This window comes from Spirosoma radiotolerans (assembly GCF_000974425.1).
In the GTDB taxonomy this organism is placed as follows: Bacteria; Bacteroidota; Bacteroidia; order Cytophagales; family Spirosomataceae; genus Spirosoma; species Spirosoma radiotolerans.
Window position 1 is genome coordinate 5,711,217 of record NZ_CP010429.1, and the last position, 16,653, is coordinate 5,727,869.

General features: G+C 48.7%; 12 protein-coding genes. All 12 read right to left on the reverse strand.

From position 1 onward, the window contains the following. Nucleotides 1-83 precede the first annotated feature (83 nt). Nucleotides 84-1,418: a DUF1207 domain-containing protein gene (locus tag SD10_RS23150; RefSeq protein WP_046577123.1), complete on the reverse strand. Its 1,335-nt coding sequence runs from the start codon at nt 1,416-1,418 to the stop codon at nt 84-86. A 45-nt stretch (nt 1,419-1,463) separates the two neighbouring features. Then, the gene (locus SD10_RS23155; RefSeq protein ID WP_046577124.1) at nt 1,464-2,825 is read right to left on the reverse strand and encodes a dipeptidase; all 1,362 of its coding nucleotides are present in this window, start codon (nt 2,823-2,825) and stop codon (nt 1,464-1,466) included. 151 nt (nt 2,826-2,976) lie between these two features. After that, on the reverse strand, nt 2,977-3,627 hold the full coding sequence (plsY, locus tag SD10_RS23160) for a glycerol-3-phosphate 1-O-acyltransferase PlsY (RefSeq protein WP_046577126.1): 651 nt from the start codon (nt 3,625-3,627) through the stop codon (nt 2,977-2,979). 167 nt (nt 3,628-3,794) lie between these two features. Next, nucleotides 3,795-5,075 carry a M16 family metallopeptidase gene (locus SD10_RS23165; protein ID WP_046577128.1) on the reverse strand — a complete coding sequence of 427 codons (1,281 nt, stop codon included), beginning with the start codon at nt 5,073-5,075 and terminating at the stop codon, nt 3,795-3,797. A 94-nt stretch (nt 5,076-5,169) separates the two neighbouring features. Further along, nucleotides 5,170-6,390 (reverse strand): type IX secretion system outer membrane channel protein PorV, encoded by a 1,221-nt coding sequence (gene porV, locus SD10_RS23170; protein ID WP_046577130.1) that lies wholly within the window; start codon nt 6,388-6,390, stop codon nt 5,170-5,172. 115 nt (nt 6,391-6,505) lie between these two features. Further along, on the reverse strand, nt 6,506-9,946 hold the full coding sequence (gene porU / locus SD10_RS23175) for a type IX secretion system sortase PorU (RefSeq protein WP_046577132.1): 3,441 nt from the start codon (nt 9,944-9,946) through the stop codon (nt 6,506-6,508). Nucleotides 9,947-9,949: 3 nt separating this feature from the next. Beyond that, a complete protein-coding gene (locus SD10_RS23180; protein WP_046577134.1) occupies nt 9,950-10,570 on the reverse strand; it encodes a SprT family zinc-dependent metalloprotease in 621 nt (206 codons plus the stop codon). A gap of 61 nt (nt 10,571-10,631) precedes the next feature. Continuing rightward, entirely contained in the window at nt 10,632-10,832 is a 201-nt protein-coding gene (locus SD10_RS23185) for a hypothetical protein (protein ID WP_046577136.1), read from the reverse strand. Nucleotides 10,833-10,978: 146 nt separating this feature from the next. After that, nucleotides 10,979-11,488 (reverse strand): GtrA family protein, encoded by a 510-nt coding sequence (locus SD10_RS23190; RefSeq protein ID WP_046577137.1) that lies wholly within the window; start codon nt 11,486-11,488, stop codon nt 10,979-10,981. 110 nt (nt 11,489-11,598) lie between these two features. Continuing rightward, nucleotides 11,599-13,005 (reverse strand): NADH-quinone oxidoreductase subunit N, encoded by a 1,407-nt coding sequence (locus SD10_RS23195; protein WP_046577139.1) that lies wholly within the window; start codon nt 13,003-13,005, stop codon nt 11,599-11,601. A 94-nt stretch (nt 13,006-13,099) separates the two neighbouring features. Further along, the gene (locus SD10_RS23200; protein WP_046577141.1) at nt 13,100-14,578 is read right to left on the reverse strand and encodes a complex I subunit 4 family protein; all 1,479 of its coding nucleotides are present in this window, start codon (nt 14,576-14,578) and stop codon (nt 13,100-13,102) included. A gap of 70 nt (nt 14,579-14,648) precedes the next feature. After that, nucleotides 14,649-16,559, reverse strand: a complete 1,911-nt coding sequence (nuoL, locus tag SD10_RS23205; RefSeq protein ID WP_046577144.1) for an NADH-quinone oxidoreductase subunit L — start codon at nt 16,557-16,559, stop codon at nt 14,649-14,651. Nucleotides 16,560-16,653 lie beyond the last annotated feature (94 nt).

The following is a 16,653-nucleotide window of genomic DNA, read 5'->3' on the forward strand; positions in this document are numbered from 1 at the left end:
TGATGTATGATAGAGGGTATATGACGGATGATATAGATCAGCTTTCCATGTATCATACAGCATATACTTATATCATACCCTTCTTAAAACGGGTTTAGATACAGGCCAACCCCTATCCACGATGTTTGTTGTTGTTCATACTGGCTATAAGGCCGGAAACCGGAATAGCCTTCCAGCAGAAACGTCAGGTTATTTTGTGTACGGCCCAACTCAATACCAATGCCGCCATGAATACCGGGCCGAAAATCCGTCTGCTGCCAGAATTTAATATCAACACCACCTACCAGACGAGCCGCACTAGCCGAAGGCTTTTTATAGAATGCACCCAACTGAGCGCTCATCAGCTTACGTTCTTCCGCTTTCCGCAACACAATGCCTAGCCCACCATATAAACGCCAGTTATCAACCACACGACTGTAGGTAGCGTCTAGCTGTTCATAGTTGACTGAATTAGGCGATGGAGCGGTCAGTTTATTTCGGTAGATATAGTCGTCGCCCAGGTGAGAAGAGATGTGATAAACCCGAAACCGGTAGTTGTTTTCACCCCGGCGAACATTGTAAATAATGCTGATTTTATAATCAGTATTCATGATTTGCCGACGGGCTTTATCCTGTACATCGTCATGATAAGCCTCAAACTGCGTGAAGGACGCTAAATCCAGTACCCATTCCTCTGCGTGCGTTGCGTCGGTTGAGCGACGATAAAATGGCTTGGCAAACCCAAAAGCAAACGGCACGATGCTTCCTTTGTATTTTTTACCTTCCGTCCAGTAACCCGGCAGAATGCTCCCGTAAGTTTGCGCTTCGAGGGGGTCCAGCAAGATCGGATCAAATAAATGTCCCTTCGGTAGAAATTCCCGTCCCGGCCGAACGACGCTTGCGTCGCGATTACTTTCCGCAACAACAGGCTCTGAACTAACCGGTTTGGGCTTTCTTTCCCGCTTAACCCGTTCGGGGCGTGGCGTTGTAACAGGAGCTTCGGCAGCCGGGGCCGGCGGAGCGTCAGGTTCGGCAACGGGCGCGTTAGCAGGTGTTGGTGCTGAAGCCGCTTCTTTTTTGCGTTGTTCGCGCTTTTCCTTGCGCGTTGGCTCAGCAACAGTTGGTGCGGGTGTACTTGTCGACGGTGGGTTGCCCGTGGATGCCGGGGCAGTAACGGGCGCTGGCGGGGCAATAGGCTTACCCGCTTTCTTGGCAGCCCGTTGCCGCTCCTTCTCGGCCTGTCTGGCTTCGTATTCGCGTTGTTTCTGCAACCATTCTGCCCGAATTTGGCGTTCGCGCTGAACTTCCCGATCTATTTTTTCTTTTTGCCGCTGCTCAGCAGGTGTTAAAACACGGGCAGGTGGTGTGGTCGGCGTTTGTGCCAAAGCTCCTGCTCCTAATAAAATACTCAGTAAAAGAACCGACAGCGTTTGTTTCATAAAGGAAAAATCGGGGTTAATAAGTAAGCTAGGTAAGGGGTAGGATTACTGTTTGAGTTCGGCGTAATGTTTGTAGAAATAAGGAATGGTTTCGATGCCTTTGTAAAAGTTAAACAGCCCGTAGCTCTCATTGGGTGAGTGCAGGGCGTCGCTGTCCAAGCCAAAACCCATCAGGATGGATTTCACGCCAAGCTCCTGCTCAAAGAGAGCCATAATGGGAATACTTCCACCACCCCGTGTTGGAATTGGCTTTTTTCCCCAGGCATCTTCAAACGCTTTACTGGCCGCTTCAAATTCAATGGAATCGACGGGCGTAACATAGGGCATGCCACCGTGATGTGGCACAACCGTAACCGTGACACCGGCTGGTGCAATGGATGTAAAGTGTTGGGTAAACAGTTCCGTAATCTCCTCAGGCGTTTGGTTAGGCACCAACCGCATACTGATTTTAGCCGATGCTTTAGAGGGCAATACCGTTTTGGCACCTTCGCCGATGTAGCCACCCCAGATACCATTCACATCGAGCGTTGGCCGAATAGAGGTACGCTCATTGGTCGAATAACCAGCCTCGCCCATCACCTCATTAATGCCCAGATCACGCTTATACTCAGTTAAGTCGAAAGGTGCTTTTGCCAGTTCAGCCCGTTCGGCATCACTTAAATCGGCGACATTCGTATAAAAGCCTGGGATGGTGATTCTACCATTTTCATCGTGGAGAGACGCAATCATGTCGCATAATACATTGATTGGGTTGGCTACCCCACCGCCGTATACACCCGAGTGTAAGTCCCGGTTAGCACCCGTTACGTGTACCTCTACGTAAGAAAGGCCACGCAGACCTGTCTCCAGCGAAGGCGTATCGTTCGATATGATGCTGGTATCGGATACCAGGATGACATCCGCTTTCAGCATATCCCGGTGTTCAGCGACAAAGATGCCCAGATGGTCGGAACCCACCTCTTCTTCACCTTCAATCATCACTTTCACATTACACGGCAGCCCATCCGTTGCCACCATTGCCTCGATGGCCTTCACGTGCATGTAGAACTGGCCCTTGTCATCGCAGGCTCCGCGTGCATAAATCCGTTCATTCCGGATCGTAGGCTCAAACGGAGGTGTATGCCAGAGTTCATAAGGATCGGCGGGCTGAACATCATAATGTCCATAAACCAGCACCGTAGGCTTGGCCGGATCGATCAGCTTCTCCGCATAAACGATTGGATGGCCAGGCGTTTCAAAGAGTTGAGCATTATCTAAACCGGCTGCCTGTAATTTTTCTTTAACAAATTCGGCAGCCCGGCGAACATCGCCTTTAAATTTAGAATCGGCCGAAACTGACGGAATGCGGAGCAGTTCCAGCAATTCGTCTAAAAACCGCTGTTTGTTGGCTTCAAGGTAAGTCGTCATGCTTATCAAACTGTAGGATATAGGATGTACGATATATAAAAAGCGACTCTATTATACATCCTATATTATACATTATTAAAAGTTCGCCCCGAAGTTACGCACTTTTTGCGCAACGTCGGGGCGTTGATGTTGTTGGAAATCGTTTTGGTCTTTATCGCTTTTTGCGCAAACGAATCAGGACCGTGCGCGTTTCCTGACCACGCAGTAACCGGCCAATATTTTTCTGGTGGGTGAGCACAACCAACAGAAAAACAATGAATCCAAAAACAATAAGTAGGGGGCTTTCCTTTTGGCCAAAGATGCGGAGCAACAGCAAAACGGGGAAAGCAAGTGCCGCCATAATTGAGCCCAACGATACATACTGGGATGCGATAACAACCAGCAAAAAGATGCCAATGCAAACAACTGCCATTTCAGGATGTGTAGCCAGCACCATTCCCAGCAGCGTAGCCACACCCTTACCACCCTTGAAATCAGCAAAAACAGGGTATAAATGGCCTATTACGGCCACCAGTCCGAAGACAATTTTGAATGTCAGAATTTCTTTATCCGTAATAACATCGGCGTACCACAGCAACGAGGACAGAATAGCGGCCGTATAGCCTTTGAGTACATCCACAAGCATCACAATTGTGCCAGCCCGTTTACCCAATACTCTGAACGTATTGGTAGCGCCAGCATTACCACTGCCGAATTTACGGATGTCGAGACCAAAGAAGCCCTGTCCGTACCAAACAGCCGTAGGTATTGAGCCCAGTAAATAGGCCACGACCACTGTAATGCTAATGAGAAAAATATTCATCAACAGATAAAATAAGTTGTTGTTGGATAAACGGATTGACCGATTTGACGCAATCGACCCTGAAATGTGAGGTCAAAATTAAGGTATTGTTACTAGACGGTCAACCTTTTTAACCTACGAAACAACTGTACTAGTAAATAAATTTCCGAAAATTAGTTTATAAAGCCCTATTTTCCGCCAACAACCACCTCGCGCAGGCTATCAGAAGCCAAATAGCGGGTAGCCATCTCCATAATATCACTGGGCGACACGGCCCGTACCTTTTGAATATAAGTTGTCAGGAAATCAGCAGGCATATCGTCTAGTAATATCACCTTGTATCGATCCGCAATTTCGAAAGGCGTGTTAAGAGAACCGACAAACTCACCAGCCATGTAGTTCTGAACGGTCTCTAATTCATCCGGCAATACGGGCTCCGTTTGCAGAATATGAATCTCTTTTCGAATCTCGTCCAGCGTCTGCTGCGTATTTTCTTTATTAACATCGGTACCAATCAGAAAATACCCATCCCGCCGGAACGAGGGCATATTCGACGAGATACCATAAGTAAAGCCTTTCTCTTCCCGAATATTTTTCATAAGCCTCGACCCAAAATAACCGCCTAAAACCTCATTGGTAACGAGCATTTTGAAGAAGTCCGGGTGCGACCGGGTAAACAGCCGGCGGCCCATGCGTATGGATGACTGGATACTGTCGGGTTTTTCAGCCAGTACGGTTAACTGTTCATCGGCTTCTATTTGCCCATCAGCCGATGGCAGCGTATCCGTGCGAATAGTCAACTGGCCCAATTCACGGTTAATGGCGACGACCTCATTCTCTGTGGCCTGTCCGGCCAGCACGATCTGAAACGGTCGATTACGAACAACGCGCTCGAAAAAGTCGACAACACTTTGCCGGGTCAACTTTTCAACAGCCTCCGGGCGCTGACTCCGGCCATAGGGGTGATCGGCGCCAAAGAGCGTTTCCCGAAAAAGGACTCCTGCGAGGTAGGCATTTTTCTCGTAGTTAACGCGCAGATTCTGAAGGGTAATGTTCCGCAGATCATCCAGCTCTTTTTGCGGAAAAGCCGGTTCGGTCAGCATCTCGCGAAGCAACGGCAGTAAATCGGGTAGAAACTTCGTCAGGCAGTAGACTACCACACTAGCCCGATCGGGGCCTGAGTTCAGTTCCAGAAACGCGCCGTACCGGTCAATGTATTCATTAATTTGCGCTGATGAGCGAGAAGGCGTTCCTTCCGACAACATCTTCATCGTAAAAAACGCGCTACCTGGCACTTGCTCGTACCAGGTCCCGGCATTGAACACGCACTCCAGCCGCAAAACCGGCTGGTGCGCAACAGAAATAAGATGCAGCGGAATGCCATTGTCCAAACGGTGAGACTGAACGGCGGGTAATTGTATTTGCTGAATAGCCTGAAAAGCAGGCGGCTGAGTTCTATCGAGAGTCATAAGTGCCAAAAGAGCGAAGGAGCAAAAGAGTGAAAGAGTGAAAACCATCCGGCTCGATTCACCCTTTCACTCTTTTGCTCCTTCGCTCTTTTATTTAGTTGGAGTCGTTTGAATAAGCTTCATCATCGCCATCAATGCGGCTACCTTTATTCAGGCTCAGCAATAACGAAATCCGGAAGGTTTCAGACAGTGCGCTACCCTGTTTAACCGGTAGCAGATACGAAAAGTCGACACCAAAGCGCTGCTGTAGTTTCAAACCAATGCCGGTTGTTACGTATTTACGACCGCCTTTTGCATTCGACTCGTTAAAATAACCAACCCGTGCCGCAAACTGATCGTTGTACCAATATTCGACACCAGTCGAGATTGTAACTTCTTTCAGCTCTTCGCTAAAGCCACCGGGCGCATCAGCAAACGAACCAAAGACAGAGCTAAAATAGTTCTTATTTGCATTTACGTTGGTTATCACACCGTTAACCGTCTGAAAGTTAGGTGTTGGCACCATTAATTTATTGGCATCCACCACGAAGTTGAATTTGTTGTACTGGTCGGCAAAGATGGTGAGCCGGGTTCCTAAACGCAGGTTCGTCGGAATAAAGTAGCTCTGAGTTCCACCGTAATTAATACGACCGCCCAGATTAGAGATCATACCACCAAAAGCCCAGCCAATTCCTTTACCAGTTGCATTATCGCGCGCTTCATTCTGATAATACGCGCTGATGTCGGCTGCGGCCGTTGAGCCGGGTTTCAGACCTGGGTTGCTACTACCAGCGGCCAGATTGGAGCTTAGGTATTTGAGATCAACAGCAAGTGAAAAGTTTTCGGAAAGACGCTGTGCAAATGTAGCGGTGATGGCGTATTCCCGCGAATTGAATGTACCCGCTGCTACACCCGTTGCTGTTGTAAAATCGACCGTTCCCAAGTCGAAATACATGAGCGAACCACCCACTACGGAGTTTTTACCCACTTTTGAGTAACCACTCAGATAGGTATAATACATATCGCCAATCAAGTTGCGTAGCCACGGGGTGTACGAAATTGAAGCTCCTTTATCCTGTTTGGCAAAAACTAACTTTGATGGATTCCAAAAGATAGCATTGGCATCTACATCACCAAGGGCTACACCAGCATCACCCAGCGCACCCGAGCGGGCATCGGGGGTGAAATTAAGAAAGGGCACCGATGAAGTAGGAATATTTAGCTGGCCGTTAAGATTAGTAACTGGAGCAGGGGTAGGTGTTGTGGATTGAGCAGAAACGACGAACGGAAGAAAACTGCAAACGCCGAGAAGAACACGGGAAAAATTGCGCTTCATATAAAGTGAGTTTGTCAACGACAGCAACCGATGATGGTGAGAATGGCAGTACTGTGTGGTCAAAATTACGATGAAAGGTTGAATTAGAAAAAGAGATAACTTCAAGTCTGTGAATTCATTTGGCTAGTACTAAGCGGCAGGTCGCGTTGGCAATGGTGCCATCAACCGCCGAACGAACTTGACAATGAACAATATATAAGCCATTAGCCAGGGGCGCCCCCGTTTTGGTTAACCCGTCCCAGGTGCCAACAACCAGATTAGCGTCGCAATCGGTACACTGCCCTGTTTGCTGATACAGCAATCGGCCAGTTAAATCATAGATGCCCGATGTCCAGTCAAGTGGTTCTGCTGAGCGATTTAGTTCGGCAGTTAAGGTGGTTTGTGAATTAACCGGGTTGGGACTGGCCCGCAATATAGTCACTTCCAATCCCGGACGTGCCGAAACTACTATGGTCAACGAGCCCTCTGCCGAATTATTGTTAATATCCCAGGCTTTGACCCGAATCGTATACGTTCCTGGTGCTATATCCCGGAACGTGTATAACACCTCCCCCTGGCGTCCGTCGGTTCCAGTTGCTACATAACTTTCGTTCAGCACCACCACTGGTTGGGCGTTTAATTGAGCCGTAAGTTCATGCCCCAGGCCAGAACGAGCTATGTTGATCCCCCGGTTATCGGCCAACCCAATTCGCAGGGTCACGTCTGGTCCGGCTACCCGAACCAATTCGCCGTCAGGTACACCACCAACCACCGACATCGCTACAGTAGGCGGCTGACTGTCAATCGTATCCGCAAGAACGCTACTACCAATGAGCAGACTGTCGTAACTACCAGCCGCATCGAGTACGCTATCAGCCTGCACGGCATACAGGTATAACTTTCCCAAACCAACGGTATAATTAATGTCTTTAGGCATGGTAAACCGTACCGTAAACTGCCCTTGCTGTACAGCCACCTGCCCTGTGAAGATTGGGGCCGAAAACGTTTGGTAGCTCATTTTTGGACTCCCCGCTTCGGAGCCCAATGTCGTTTTCGTTATTTTTTTATCATAGAGCGTCAATCGGAGGAGGCCGGTGAAACTAGCAAGCCGTTTCTCCAGTTGCTGAATTTCGCCCGACAATTCGACGGTTTCTAACGCCCGCAATGTATCCGGCCGGGTATCCGTAATGGCTTTTCCGTTCACCTTTGTGAGCACAGCCTTGGCTTGTGGGTAGGCCAGCCGCATGGAAGGGTCGCCCAGAAGAGCAAAATTGCGGTTTACAGGCCCACTCAAACTGTTATTTTTTGTACTCTGCATAATCTCACCCAGGCGGGGCATTTGCCCATTGACAGGTTTAAAAGCAGCATCATAAAAAGCCTGATTCAGTAATAAATTCGTATTGGCGTATACAGGCCGGGTAGTGGTCAATAAGCCAATGGCGCCACCTGTTCGGCTCAGCAGCGTTAATTCAGCGCCTGAATTTTCATTCGGATCATCATAACGCCCGAATTGGCAGGTGGCAGTGACGAATAGCGGTAATCTCCGGTTTTTCCAGGACAGAATATCCTTAAGCGTTACAATCTGCTCATCGGCAAGCACTAAATTACCGCCATGTCCACTATAATTGATGATGAGTTGCCCATCGGCAATTGACTGGTCAATTAGCTGATTCACAAGGGGGGCTTTCTGACCATCGCTCGTGATTTCCTGCGGATAATCATCCAAAAAGACACGTTGGGGTCGGTAAGCGGGATCGTTTTTCTCTACGCTGCTCGCCAATTGGTTAGCGTGCTGCTCATGAATATTATAATCGCCATCATCAGCAATCAGCATTATCCGGGTTCGCCAGTCGCCCGACAGAGTTGGGTCAGCACTATACCGGATCAGTTTGTCGACCACTGTACTAGCTTCATCAACCGATTTTACCGGCAATCGACCAACCCCAATATCCATTGTATAGTCGCCTTTCGTGGTTTCCGGCCATTCGCCTTCATCGGCCCCCATAAACCCAAAGTAATCATCCGACGAGTAACTCAAAACCGGATGCAATGACTCCCGGCTTTCATAAACGGGCACCATGTTCGCCAACTGTGTTGAGCTGATCAATCCGCCTATGTTGCGATAATTGAACGTTGCGTCGCCAAAAAGCAGCAGATACCGAAACTTCGCGGGTTGCTTCTGATAAAAATACCTCGCCATATCCCGGATGGCAGTTGGGTCGGGCTGACCAGATCCAAATTCATTGAATGCCTGCTGGGTTGTCACGATTAGCACCGAAAGCTGGTCATGTTCACGCCTGAACTGCGCTAACCGTTCGGCCTGTTCACGCCAGGCGGCTGGTGTTACAATGAGCAGATCGGGGGCAGCCTGTGCATGAATGTCCTGATTCGCAACTGTTACCAGTGATACGGGTGCTAAAAACTGAGCTTCAGTAAATAGAAAATAATCACTGGTTCGTGTTGTTAGCCAACTGGCCCCCTGTGTGGTCGACAGTGTATAGAGCTGATTAGCGGGAACAAGCGGATTCGTTACATCCCAAACGCGCAAACTGGAAGCGGCCTGCCGAACCGCCACTTGCCCAACGGATAACCGACGTACCCACATGGAGTTGTCATATTGCCGAAGTTCACGCTGGGTCTGTACCGATAGGAAATTGAGATACCCCTGCGCGGATGGCTGATCCTTTCTCTGGAAGGTAATTGCCAGCTGAATAGAGCTAACAGCCGTTGTCAATTTAGTTAAAAATGTATCTGTCCGGGAAACGGCCCGGTAATCGTATTCATACCCGCCTATTACCGACATGGGCATTATGCCGGCCACTTGTTTATTAACCTGCACTTGAAACTGCGTTGGTGACGTAGCGCCGGCTACTGCCGAAGCCGTTATGCGTAACGGCACAGTTGGCACAGCTCCGGCCACATCGAAGGAAACGGTCTGCGTCGTATCGTTCGTCATGTACTCACCCAACCACTCCCGACCTGAACGAACCGATGGAAGTTTTAGTAGATCCTGTTCATGAAACTGATAATCATCGAAGGTGGTAACCGTGGGTGTAGCCGCAAGGGCTCCCGCCGATCTATCGACGATGCGTAAGCCGGGTGAATCGCCAATGGTCAGAAAGTAAAATGTCGTATCCGAATAGGCGTTTAGTTGATGGGTAAAACAGCGGGCCGTGGAGTCATATCGAATCACGTGCGGACTTTGGCCAAAGAACAGAAGCGCATCGCCCGCGTCGAATCGGCCGTCGGCTTCACCCACTACCTGAATGGCATTCTCAGTCAAGTCGGCGAGACGCGGGCGGGCATTGGGCTGGGGAAGCATCCCCCCGCCATTGCCGTACAAGCGTAAGCGTTTAGGGTCAGCCGTCGCAAAAGCTGGGTTGAGCTGAGCGAGTTGCGATTGACTAAGTCGATAAACGCCCGACTGGGTCACACCAATTTTCACCCAGATGCCCGTACGCAGAACAGACTGCGCCTTTAAGGAATGAGTAAAAAATGAAGAATGAAAAGTGAATAATAAATAGAACAGCCAATATCGCCTGATCAACATGTCATCTACTTTTTGGCTAGTTTTCATTTGTCATTCTTCATTTTTCACGGGGGCAACCCACGCATGAGCCAGAATGGCATATGACCTCCCCGTAGATACTTCTTTACAAACGACACGAGTCCGGCGGAGCGTACCCCGAACATACGTCTTTTTTGCAAACTCAAATACCTGTCCTTCAGGCACATTACTCAAGAGTATTTTTTTCTCTCCAACTGTGTCCCGCACGAGAGCATCCTCCTGGCGCAACGCGATCATCAACGCTGGGTTGGCGTAGGTTGTCGCTGCGGGTTTAGCCATGTATTGCTGAAGGGGCCACAGGATGGCTGGTGGAAACACAACCTCTGTTAGAAGCGGTTGCATTAGTCGCTGAAACGCGGTTTGCCAGGCTTTGCCGTGGGGTTGCACGCGCCTTTTATACCGCAGATTGACGTCGGCATGGGCTACCTCGTGAACGTATGTGATCACAAAAGCGTACGGGTTGAGATTTGCATTGACCGTAATCTGAATCTGGTGATTGGGCAATACTCTAAAATCGCCGAGCCGGGTCTGCCGCGGTTTAACAACCCGAAAGTGAAATTTATATTCCTGCCAAAGCGCCTGGCAATAGGCCGCAGCAGTTGGAGGAAAATAAACCGTGAATGGATCTGCCAAGGTATAAAAACAAAAAAGCCTTATAAAAATAAGGCTTTTTTTAAATCTTGACGAGAAGAACTTATTTCTTCGTGGTGTCAGCAGCCATCGTTGACGCTGAATCCGTCGACATGGTCGAAGCAGAATCCGTAGCCATCGTGGTGGTGTCAGTTGACATGACAGCCGTCGAATCGGTAGTTGTTTCTTCTGTTTTAGGTTTGCTCTGACAAGCTGCGAATGTTAGCATGCTGCCAACGAACAATAAAGCGAATACTTTTTTCATTCCTTCAGTGATTTTTTAGGTTTCCAGACACAAATATAGTTTTTTCCTGGTAAATCCAAAATTGTAGTCAACTCATACGCTACAAACAGCAAGTATCACTAGAATATTACTATTTACAATTCACTTAATTGAAGAAACTACTTTAGTCAATATTGCTTTTCTTCCTCTTTTGGAGTACGGAATCGGATTCTGTCGTACATGCCTGTACTACGAAAGGTTAGTAACTTATGGCCAAAATAATTAGCTAGAAAGCTAAATCCCATACCCACAACGTGAGAGCCTTTCTCGCGCCAGAAGGTAGTTGCATTTGGAAAGTAAGGGTTGGCGATCCACTCGAGCGTAGCGACGGCGACACCCACCTGAACGCCCCAGGCAACCAGAGCAATGATGCCAAACTTAATCATCTCGCGCCCTGTGTTGCCCGTTTGCTTGGCCGAAAACGCGAAGAGTTTAGTCGGTACGAAACTAACCACAGTAGCCGTTAAATAGCCGAGAAAAACACTAGTAGAGTAATCGAATGATTTGCGATAGAGAATCTGGCTGAAGAAATTAACAGATGCACCAAGCAGAGCCGTCAAGAAAAACGAGAAAAAACTTTTGTAGTTTTTATATTTCGGCTGGTCAATAATGCTCACGTTCACTGCTTTACTGGACAAATAGTCGAATTTGTTTGCCTTTACACTGAATAACAGCTCAAACTTACAAACTCGATAGCAAACAATAAGTTATTTTCTAGGCTATGGCCTGCCTAACAGTTACATATTTATTAGAAAAGTCCCTGTAATAGGCCCGGTGCAATGCCTAATCCAATTGTCAGAATGCTGGCAGCCAGTAATACGTACCGATAAAAAGGAGCAATTCGGATAGGTTCAGTAGCCCCATCCCGGAAATACATGGCAATGATAACGCGAAAATAATAGTAGATACCAACCGCCGACATGAGTACCGCTATCACCAGTAGCCATATCTGCCCCCGTTCGACAGCGGTCGAAAACAGATAGAATTTGCCCCAAAAACCAGCCGTCAAAGGAATACCGGCCAGCGATAGCATCGACACCGTCATGGCAAATCCCAAAAATGGATTCTGCTTGGCAAGCCCGTTGAAGGAATCGTAGTTTTCCCGTATCACGCCTTCACCGGTAATCGTTTGCGTACTGCGTTGCTGCGCGATTAACAACAAGATGCCAAACGCAGAAATCGTGGCGACTGAATAGGCAAGTGAATAAAAGACGATAGCCTGTTTGGTGAGGGCGCCTAAAGCCGCTAAGCCAATTAGCAGATAACCGGCATGTGAGATGCTGGAGTAAGACATCATCCGCTTGAAGCTATTCTGGTAAACCGCCGTAACGTTACTAATCACAAGGGTAATCGCCGTGATGACCGCCAGAATAATCCACCAGAAATTGTAGACCCCAACAAACGAAACAGACAATAGACGGAACAAGGCTGCAAAACCTGCTGTCTTCACCACCGTAGACATGAAGGCAGTGAAAATTGTTGGTGCTCCGTCATACACGTCTGGTGTCCAGAAATGAAAAGGGGCCGCCGATACTTTGAAGAGCAATCCGATGAGCAACATAAGCAACCCCACATACAGCAACAGCGAAAGCCCTACCTGCGGATGAGCCGCATAGGCACCAATACCAGCAATGGTAAATGAGCCGGTAGCCCCATATAGAAGGGCCATCCCAAACAACATAATACCTGTGGTGAAAGAACCCATCAAAAAATACTTCAGGGCAGCTTCGTTCGAACGCAGATTGCGCTTGTCGCTACCCGTTAACACATACATGGCAACCGATAGAATCTCTACGCCAACGAACAGCATCGTTAGGTTTTCGAAGCTGACCATCATGACGGCGCCAACTAGGGAAAACAGAATGATGGCGTAATATTCGGCGGGTTGCGATTCTTCGCCGTCAATCAAACTACTCGACAGGGCAACGACCAGAAAAGCTGACAACAACACAATGGCCGTAAACACCATAGCCAGGTTGTTGGTCCGCAACATATCGTTGAAATACAAGTAGGTCTTATTCCAGTCGAGAAAGTTGACGGCTAAGGTGATGAGTAAAAACAGGAGCGTGGCAGGTAACAGGATGGCTCTCGACTTTATGAAGCCAAGAAACAGCAGGACTATACCAAAAACCGATAACAGAACAATTGGAAACATAGGTTTACAGTTTACGCGGTTACCCGCCGGGTTTTCGGTTCATAGATTACGCGCTGACGTTGTGCTGACCGTAATCCACTCACCGGAAACGTTCTTATTTCATGGAAACTGACGTTGTACCGATGTATTTCATCAGGTTCGCCACGGCAGGTTCGGTTACGTTAAGGAATGTATGTGGGTAAACACCGATCCAGAAAACGAGCACAACCAGCGGGATAAACACCCAGCTTTCTGTGGTGGTCAGATCGGCAAACGATTCTGTACGGGGCGATGTGGGGCCGAACATACTCTTCTGAAACATTCGAAGCATGTATACCGCACCAAAGATGATGGTGAACCCAGCTGCTAAACCCAGGTAATGGTTGTAGGTGAAGACGCCGTGCAGCAGCAAAAACTCACCGATAAATCCGTTTGTAAGCGGTAAAGCCACACTTCCCAGCAACATAATCAGGAAGTACACGGTCAGCTTAGGCGTCGACTGTGTAATACCCCCGAGCTGGTCGAGCTGACGGGTGCTGGTTCGGGAAAAGATAATGTCGGCGACAAAGAACAAGCCAACGACATTGATACCATGAGCCAGCATTTGTACCAGAGCCCCCTGCATTCCGGTTTCGGTTTGGGAGAACACCCCGGCCGCCATCAGGCCAACGTGCGAAAACGACGAATAAGCAATCAGTCGCTTCATATCGCGCTGGCGAATGGCAATGATCGCTCCGTAAATAATGCCAATAACAGCTAGCACAATGGCTGTTCTACCCCAGTTTTCAACACCGAGAGGAACAATAGGCAGGATAAACCGGATGAGACCATAAACACCCATTTTGAGCATAATACCCGCCAGAAGCATAGTAGCAGGCGTTGGCGATTCAACGTAGGTATCAGGCTGCCAGGTATGAAAAGGAAAGACGGGCATTTTGATGGCAAAGGCAATGAAGAACGCCCAGAAAATCCAGTTTTGTGCCTGCGGTGTCAGTTGTAGCTTGTAAAAATCAGCGATGGCCGATGAGTGGGCCGATCCATTGACTGCTGGTGTTTGATAGTACAAATACACCAGCGCAATGAGCATAAACAGGCTCCCGAAGATGGTATAAACGAAAAATTTGAAGGTAACGGGAATCCGGTTTTCTCCGCCCCACATAGCCGCCAGAAAGTAAATCGGGATCAGAGCCGCTTCGAAGAAAAAGTAAAATAAAAAGCCATCGCGAGCCGTGAACACGCCCATTAAAGCCGCCTGCATAAACAGCATCAGCGCGTAGAACGTGGCGGGTTGTTTATAGGTCCGGTCAAAGGTCGAGAGGATAATGAACGGAACCAGCAGCCCAGTCAGCAACACCAGCAAGACACTTATGCCGTCGATACCCGCGCTTAGTCGAATACCCAACGACTCGATCCACGGATAATCGAACCCAAACTGAGAACTGGCATCGGGTTTAAAGATGAAAAAGGAATAGACAGCCAGCGCTAGTTCAATCAGCGCAGCGATCAACGCTACCTGTTTTATTCGCTCTCCCCCAATCAGAAAAATCAGGGTGGCCGCTATGGCAGGGTAAAGAATAAGAAATAGAGTAAGCATTTTGAACAAGTTTTCGGTATCCAGTTTTAGCTTTCCGGCCAGTCAGCCGCAATTAAAATTGAGAACCGGCTTATAACCGAATAAAGAACCGTAGAGCAAAAATGGCTACAATGCTCACGACCATGGCCAGCACATAAAAGCCAATGGAACCGCTTTGCAGCAACCGCAACTGCGCTGAAGTTTTTTGAACGAGCCAACCGATACCGGTCACGATACCATCGACAAGTCCTTCGCCAAAACTATAAAGCGTATCGCCCAACCCACGAATGGGCCGAATAATAATCGCTTCGTATAATTCATCGACGTAATATTTATTGTATACCACTTGCTCTGGCAACGAACGTTCGGCGGATTCGGGCGCAGGAACGGCCTGACGGCTGATGTACATGACATAAGCAATCACAAGAGCCAGTAACGCAACACCCGCCGAAACGGCCATGAGAGCATATTCCGTGCTGTGTTCTATCGTCGATTCGGCAAACGCTTCAGGATTTACCAATCTCGACCCCTCAAAAATGGGTGCCATAAAATGACTCAGCCAGCCATTTCCCGGCAGATTGAGCCCGCCACCGATTGCCGATAGTACCGCCAGTACCATCAATGGCAGTGTCATCGAAATGGGCGACTCATGCAGATGATGACGTTGCTCTTCTGTTCCCCGGAATTCACCAAAGAAAGTCAGAAACAGCAGGCGGAACATGTAAAAAGATGTCAGGCCGGAACCTAGAACGCCCAGCGCCCACAGCAGTTTGTTGTGCTCGAATACGTGAGCCAGAATTTCATCTTTCGAGAAGAATCCCGCGAAGGGCGGTAAGCCAGAAATAGCGATTGTGCCAACCAGGAAGGTAACGAACGTAATGGGCAATGCCTTCCGCAGCCCACCCATCTTGCGAATATCCTGCTCGTCGGACATGGCGTGGATCACACTACCGGCACCCAGGAACAGCAGAGCTTTGAAGAACGCGTGGGTAATAACATGAAACATCCCCGCTGTATAAGCCGTTGCGCTCAGGCCAAGGAACATATAGCCTAGTTGCGAAACCGTCGAATAGGCCAGCACTTTTTTGATATCGTTTTGCAGCAGGCCGATAGAAGCCGCCAGTAGCGCCGTAGCAATAGCAATACCGCCAATGATTTCGAGCGTTAACGGCGAAAGGGTGTAGAGCACGTTTGATCGGACAACCATATAAATACCCGCGGTGACCATGGTAGCCGCGTGGATCAGCGCCGATACAGGTGTCGGGCCAGCCATGGCGTCCGGTAGCCAGGTATAGAGTGGAATCTGCGCTGATTTTCCCATGGCTCCAACGAACAACAGCAACGTAATGATCAGCACTGTGCTATCATTCATTTCTAAACTCGTCGCCTGCTTAAAAACGTCCAGATATTCGACTGTGCCGAACGTGTTGATGAGCATGAATATGCCCAACAGGAAGCCTAAATCGCCAATGCGGTTCATGACGAAAGCTTTGCGGGCCGCATTGTTGTAGCTGATGTTCTTGTTCCAGAAGCCGATGAGCAGGTACGAGCAAAGCCCTACCCCTTCCCAGCCAATGAACATGATGACGTAGTTTGACCCCATCACCAGCAACAGCATAAAGAAAATGAAGAGATTCAGGAAGGCCATGAACTTGCCAAACCCTTCATCGTGACTCATGTAGCCAATGCTATACAGATGAATTAGCGATCCAACGCCCGTTACCACGAGGAGCATCAGCAACGAGAGTTGATCGATCTGGAACGAGAAGTTGATGTGTAAATCACCGACGCTGATCCAGTCGAAGAGCGTAGCGACCAGTGGCTGAGAATCGCCAGAAAATGAACTGAACAGATAGATGGACAGCAGGAAGGAGGCAAGTACAGCCGCTGTGGCCAGCACGCCGGCTAACCCTTTGGGTACCCGACGGAAGCCGAGACCATTGATCAGAAAGCCAAGTAACGGAAAGAGCGGAATTAACGCACTGAGTAATTCTATTTTCATGAGGTCTGTTTATGGTTTTCTGTTTACAGTTTACGGTTCAGCAATGACAAGTTCGCTGGGCAGCAAGACCGCTTCGCGTAACTGTAAACAGAAA

Coding starts and splice junctions, on each gene's coding strand:
- SD10_RS23150 (WP_046577123.1), bottom strand. CDS start 1,418: ATGAAACAAACGCTGTCGGTTCTTTTACTGAGTATTTTATTAGGAGCA.
- SD10_RS23155 (WP_046577124.1), bottom strand. CDS start 2,825: ATGACGACTTACCTTGAAGCCAACAAACAGCGGTTTTTAGACGAATTG.
- plsY (WP_046577126.1), bottom strand. CDS start 3,627: ATGAATATTTTTCTCATTAGCATTACAGTGGTCGTGGCCTATTTACTG.
- SD10_RS23165 (WP_046577128.1), bottom strand. CDS start 5,075: ATGACTCTCGATAGAACTCAGCCGCCTGCTTTTCAGGCTATTCAGCAA.
- porV (WP_046577130.1), bottom strand. CDS start 6,390: ATGAAGCGCAATTTTTCCCGTGTTCTTCTCGGCGTTTGCAGTTTTCTT.
- porU (WP_046577132.1), bottom strand. CDS start 9,946: ATGAAAACTAGCCAAAAAGTAGATGACATGTTGATCAGGCGATATTGG.
- SD10_RS23185 (WP_046577136.1), bottom strand. CDS start 10,832: ATGAAAAAAGTATTCGCTTTATTGTTCGTTGGCAGCATGCTAACATTC.
- SD10_RS23195 (WP_046577139.1), bottom strand. CDS start 13,005: ATGTTTCCAATTGTTCTGTTATCGGTTTTTGGTATAGTCCTGCTGTTT.
- SD10_RS23200 (WP_046577141.1), bottom strand. CDS start 14,578: ATGCTTACTCTATTTCTTATTCTTTACCCTGCCATAGCGGCCACCCTG.
- nuoL (WP_046577144.1), bottom strand. CDS start 16,559: ATGAAAATAGAATTACTCAGTGCGTTAATTCCGCTCTTTCCGTTACTT.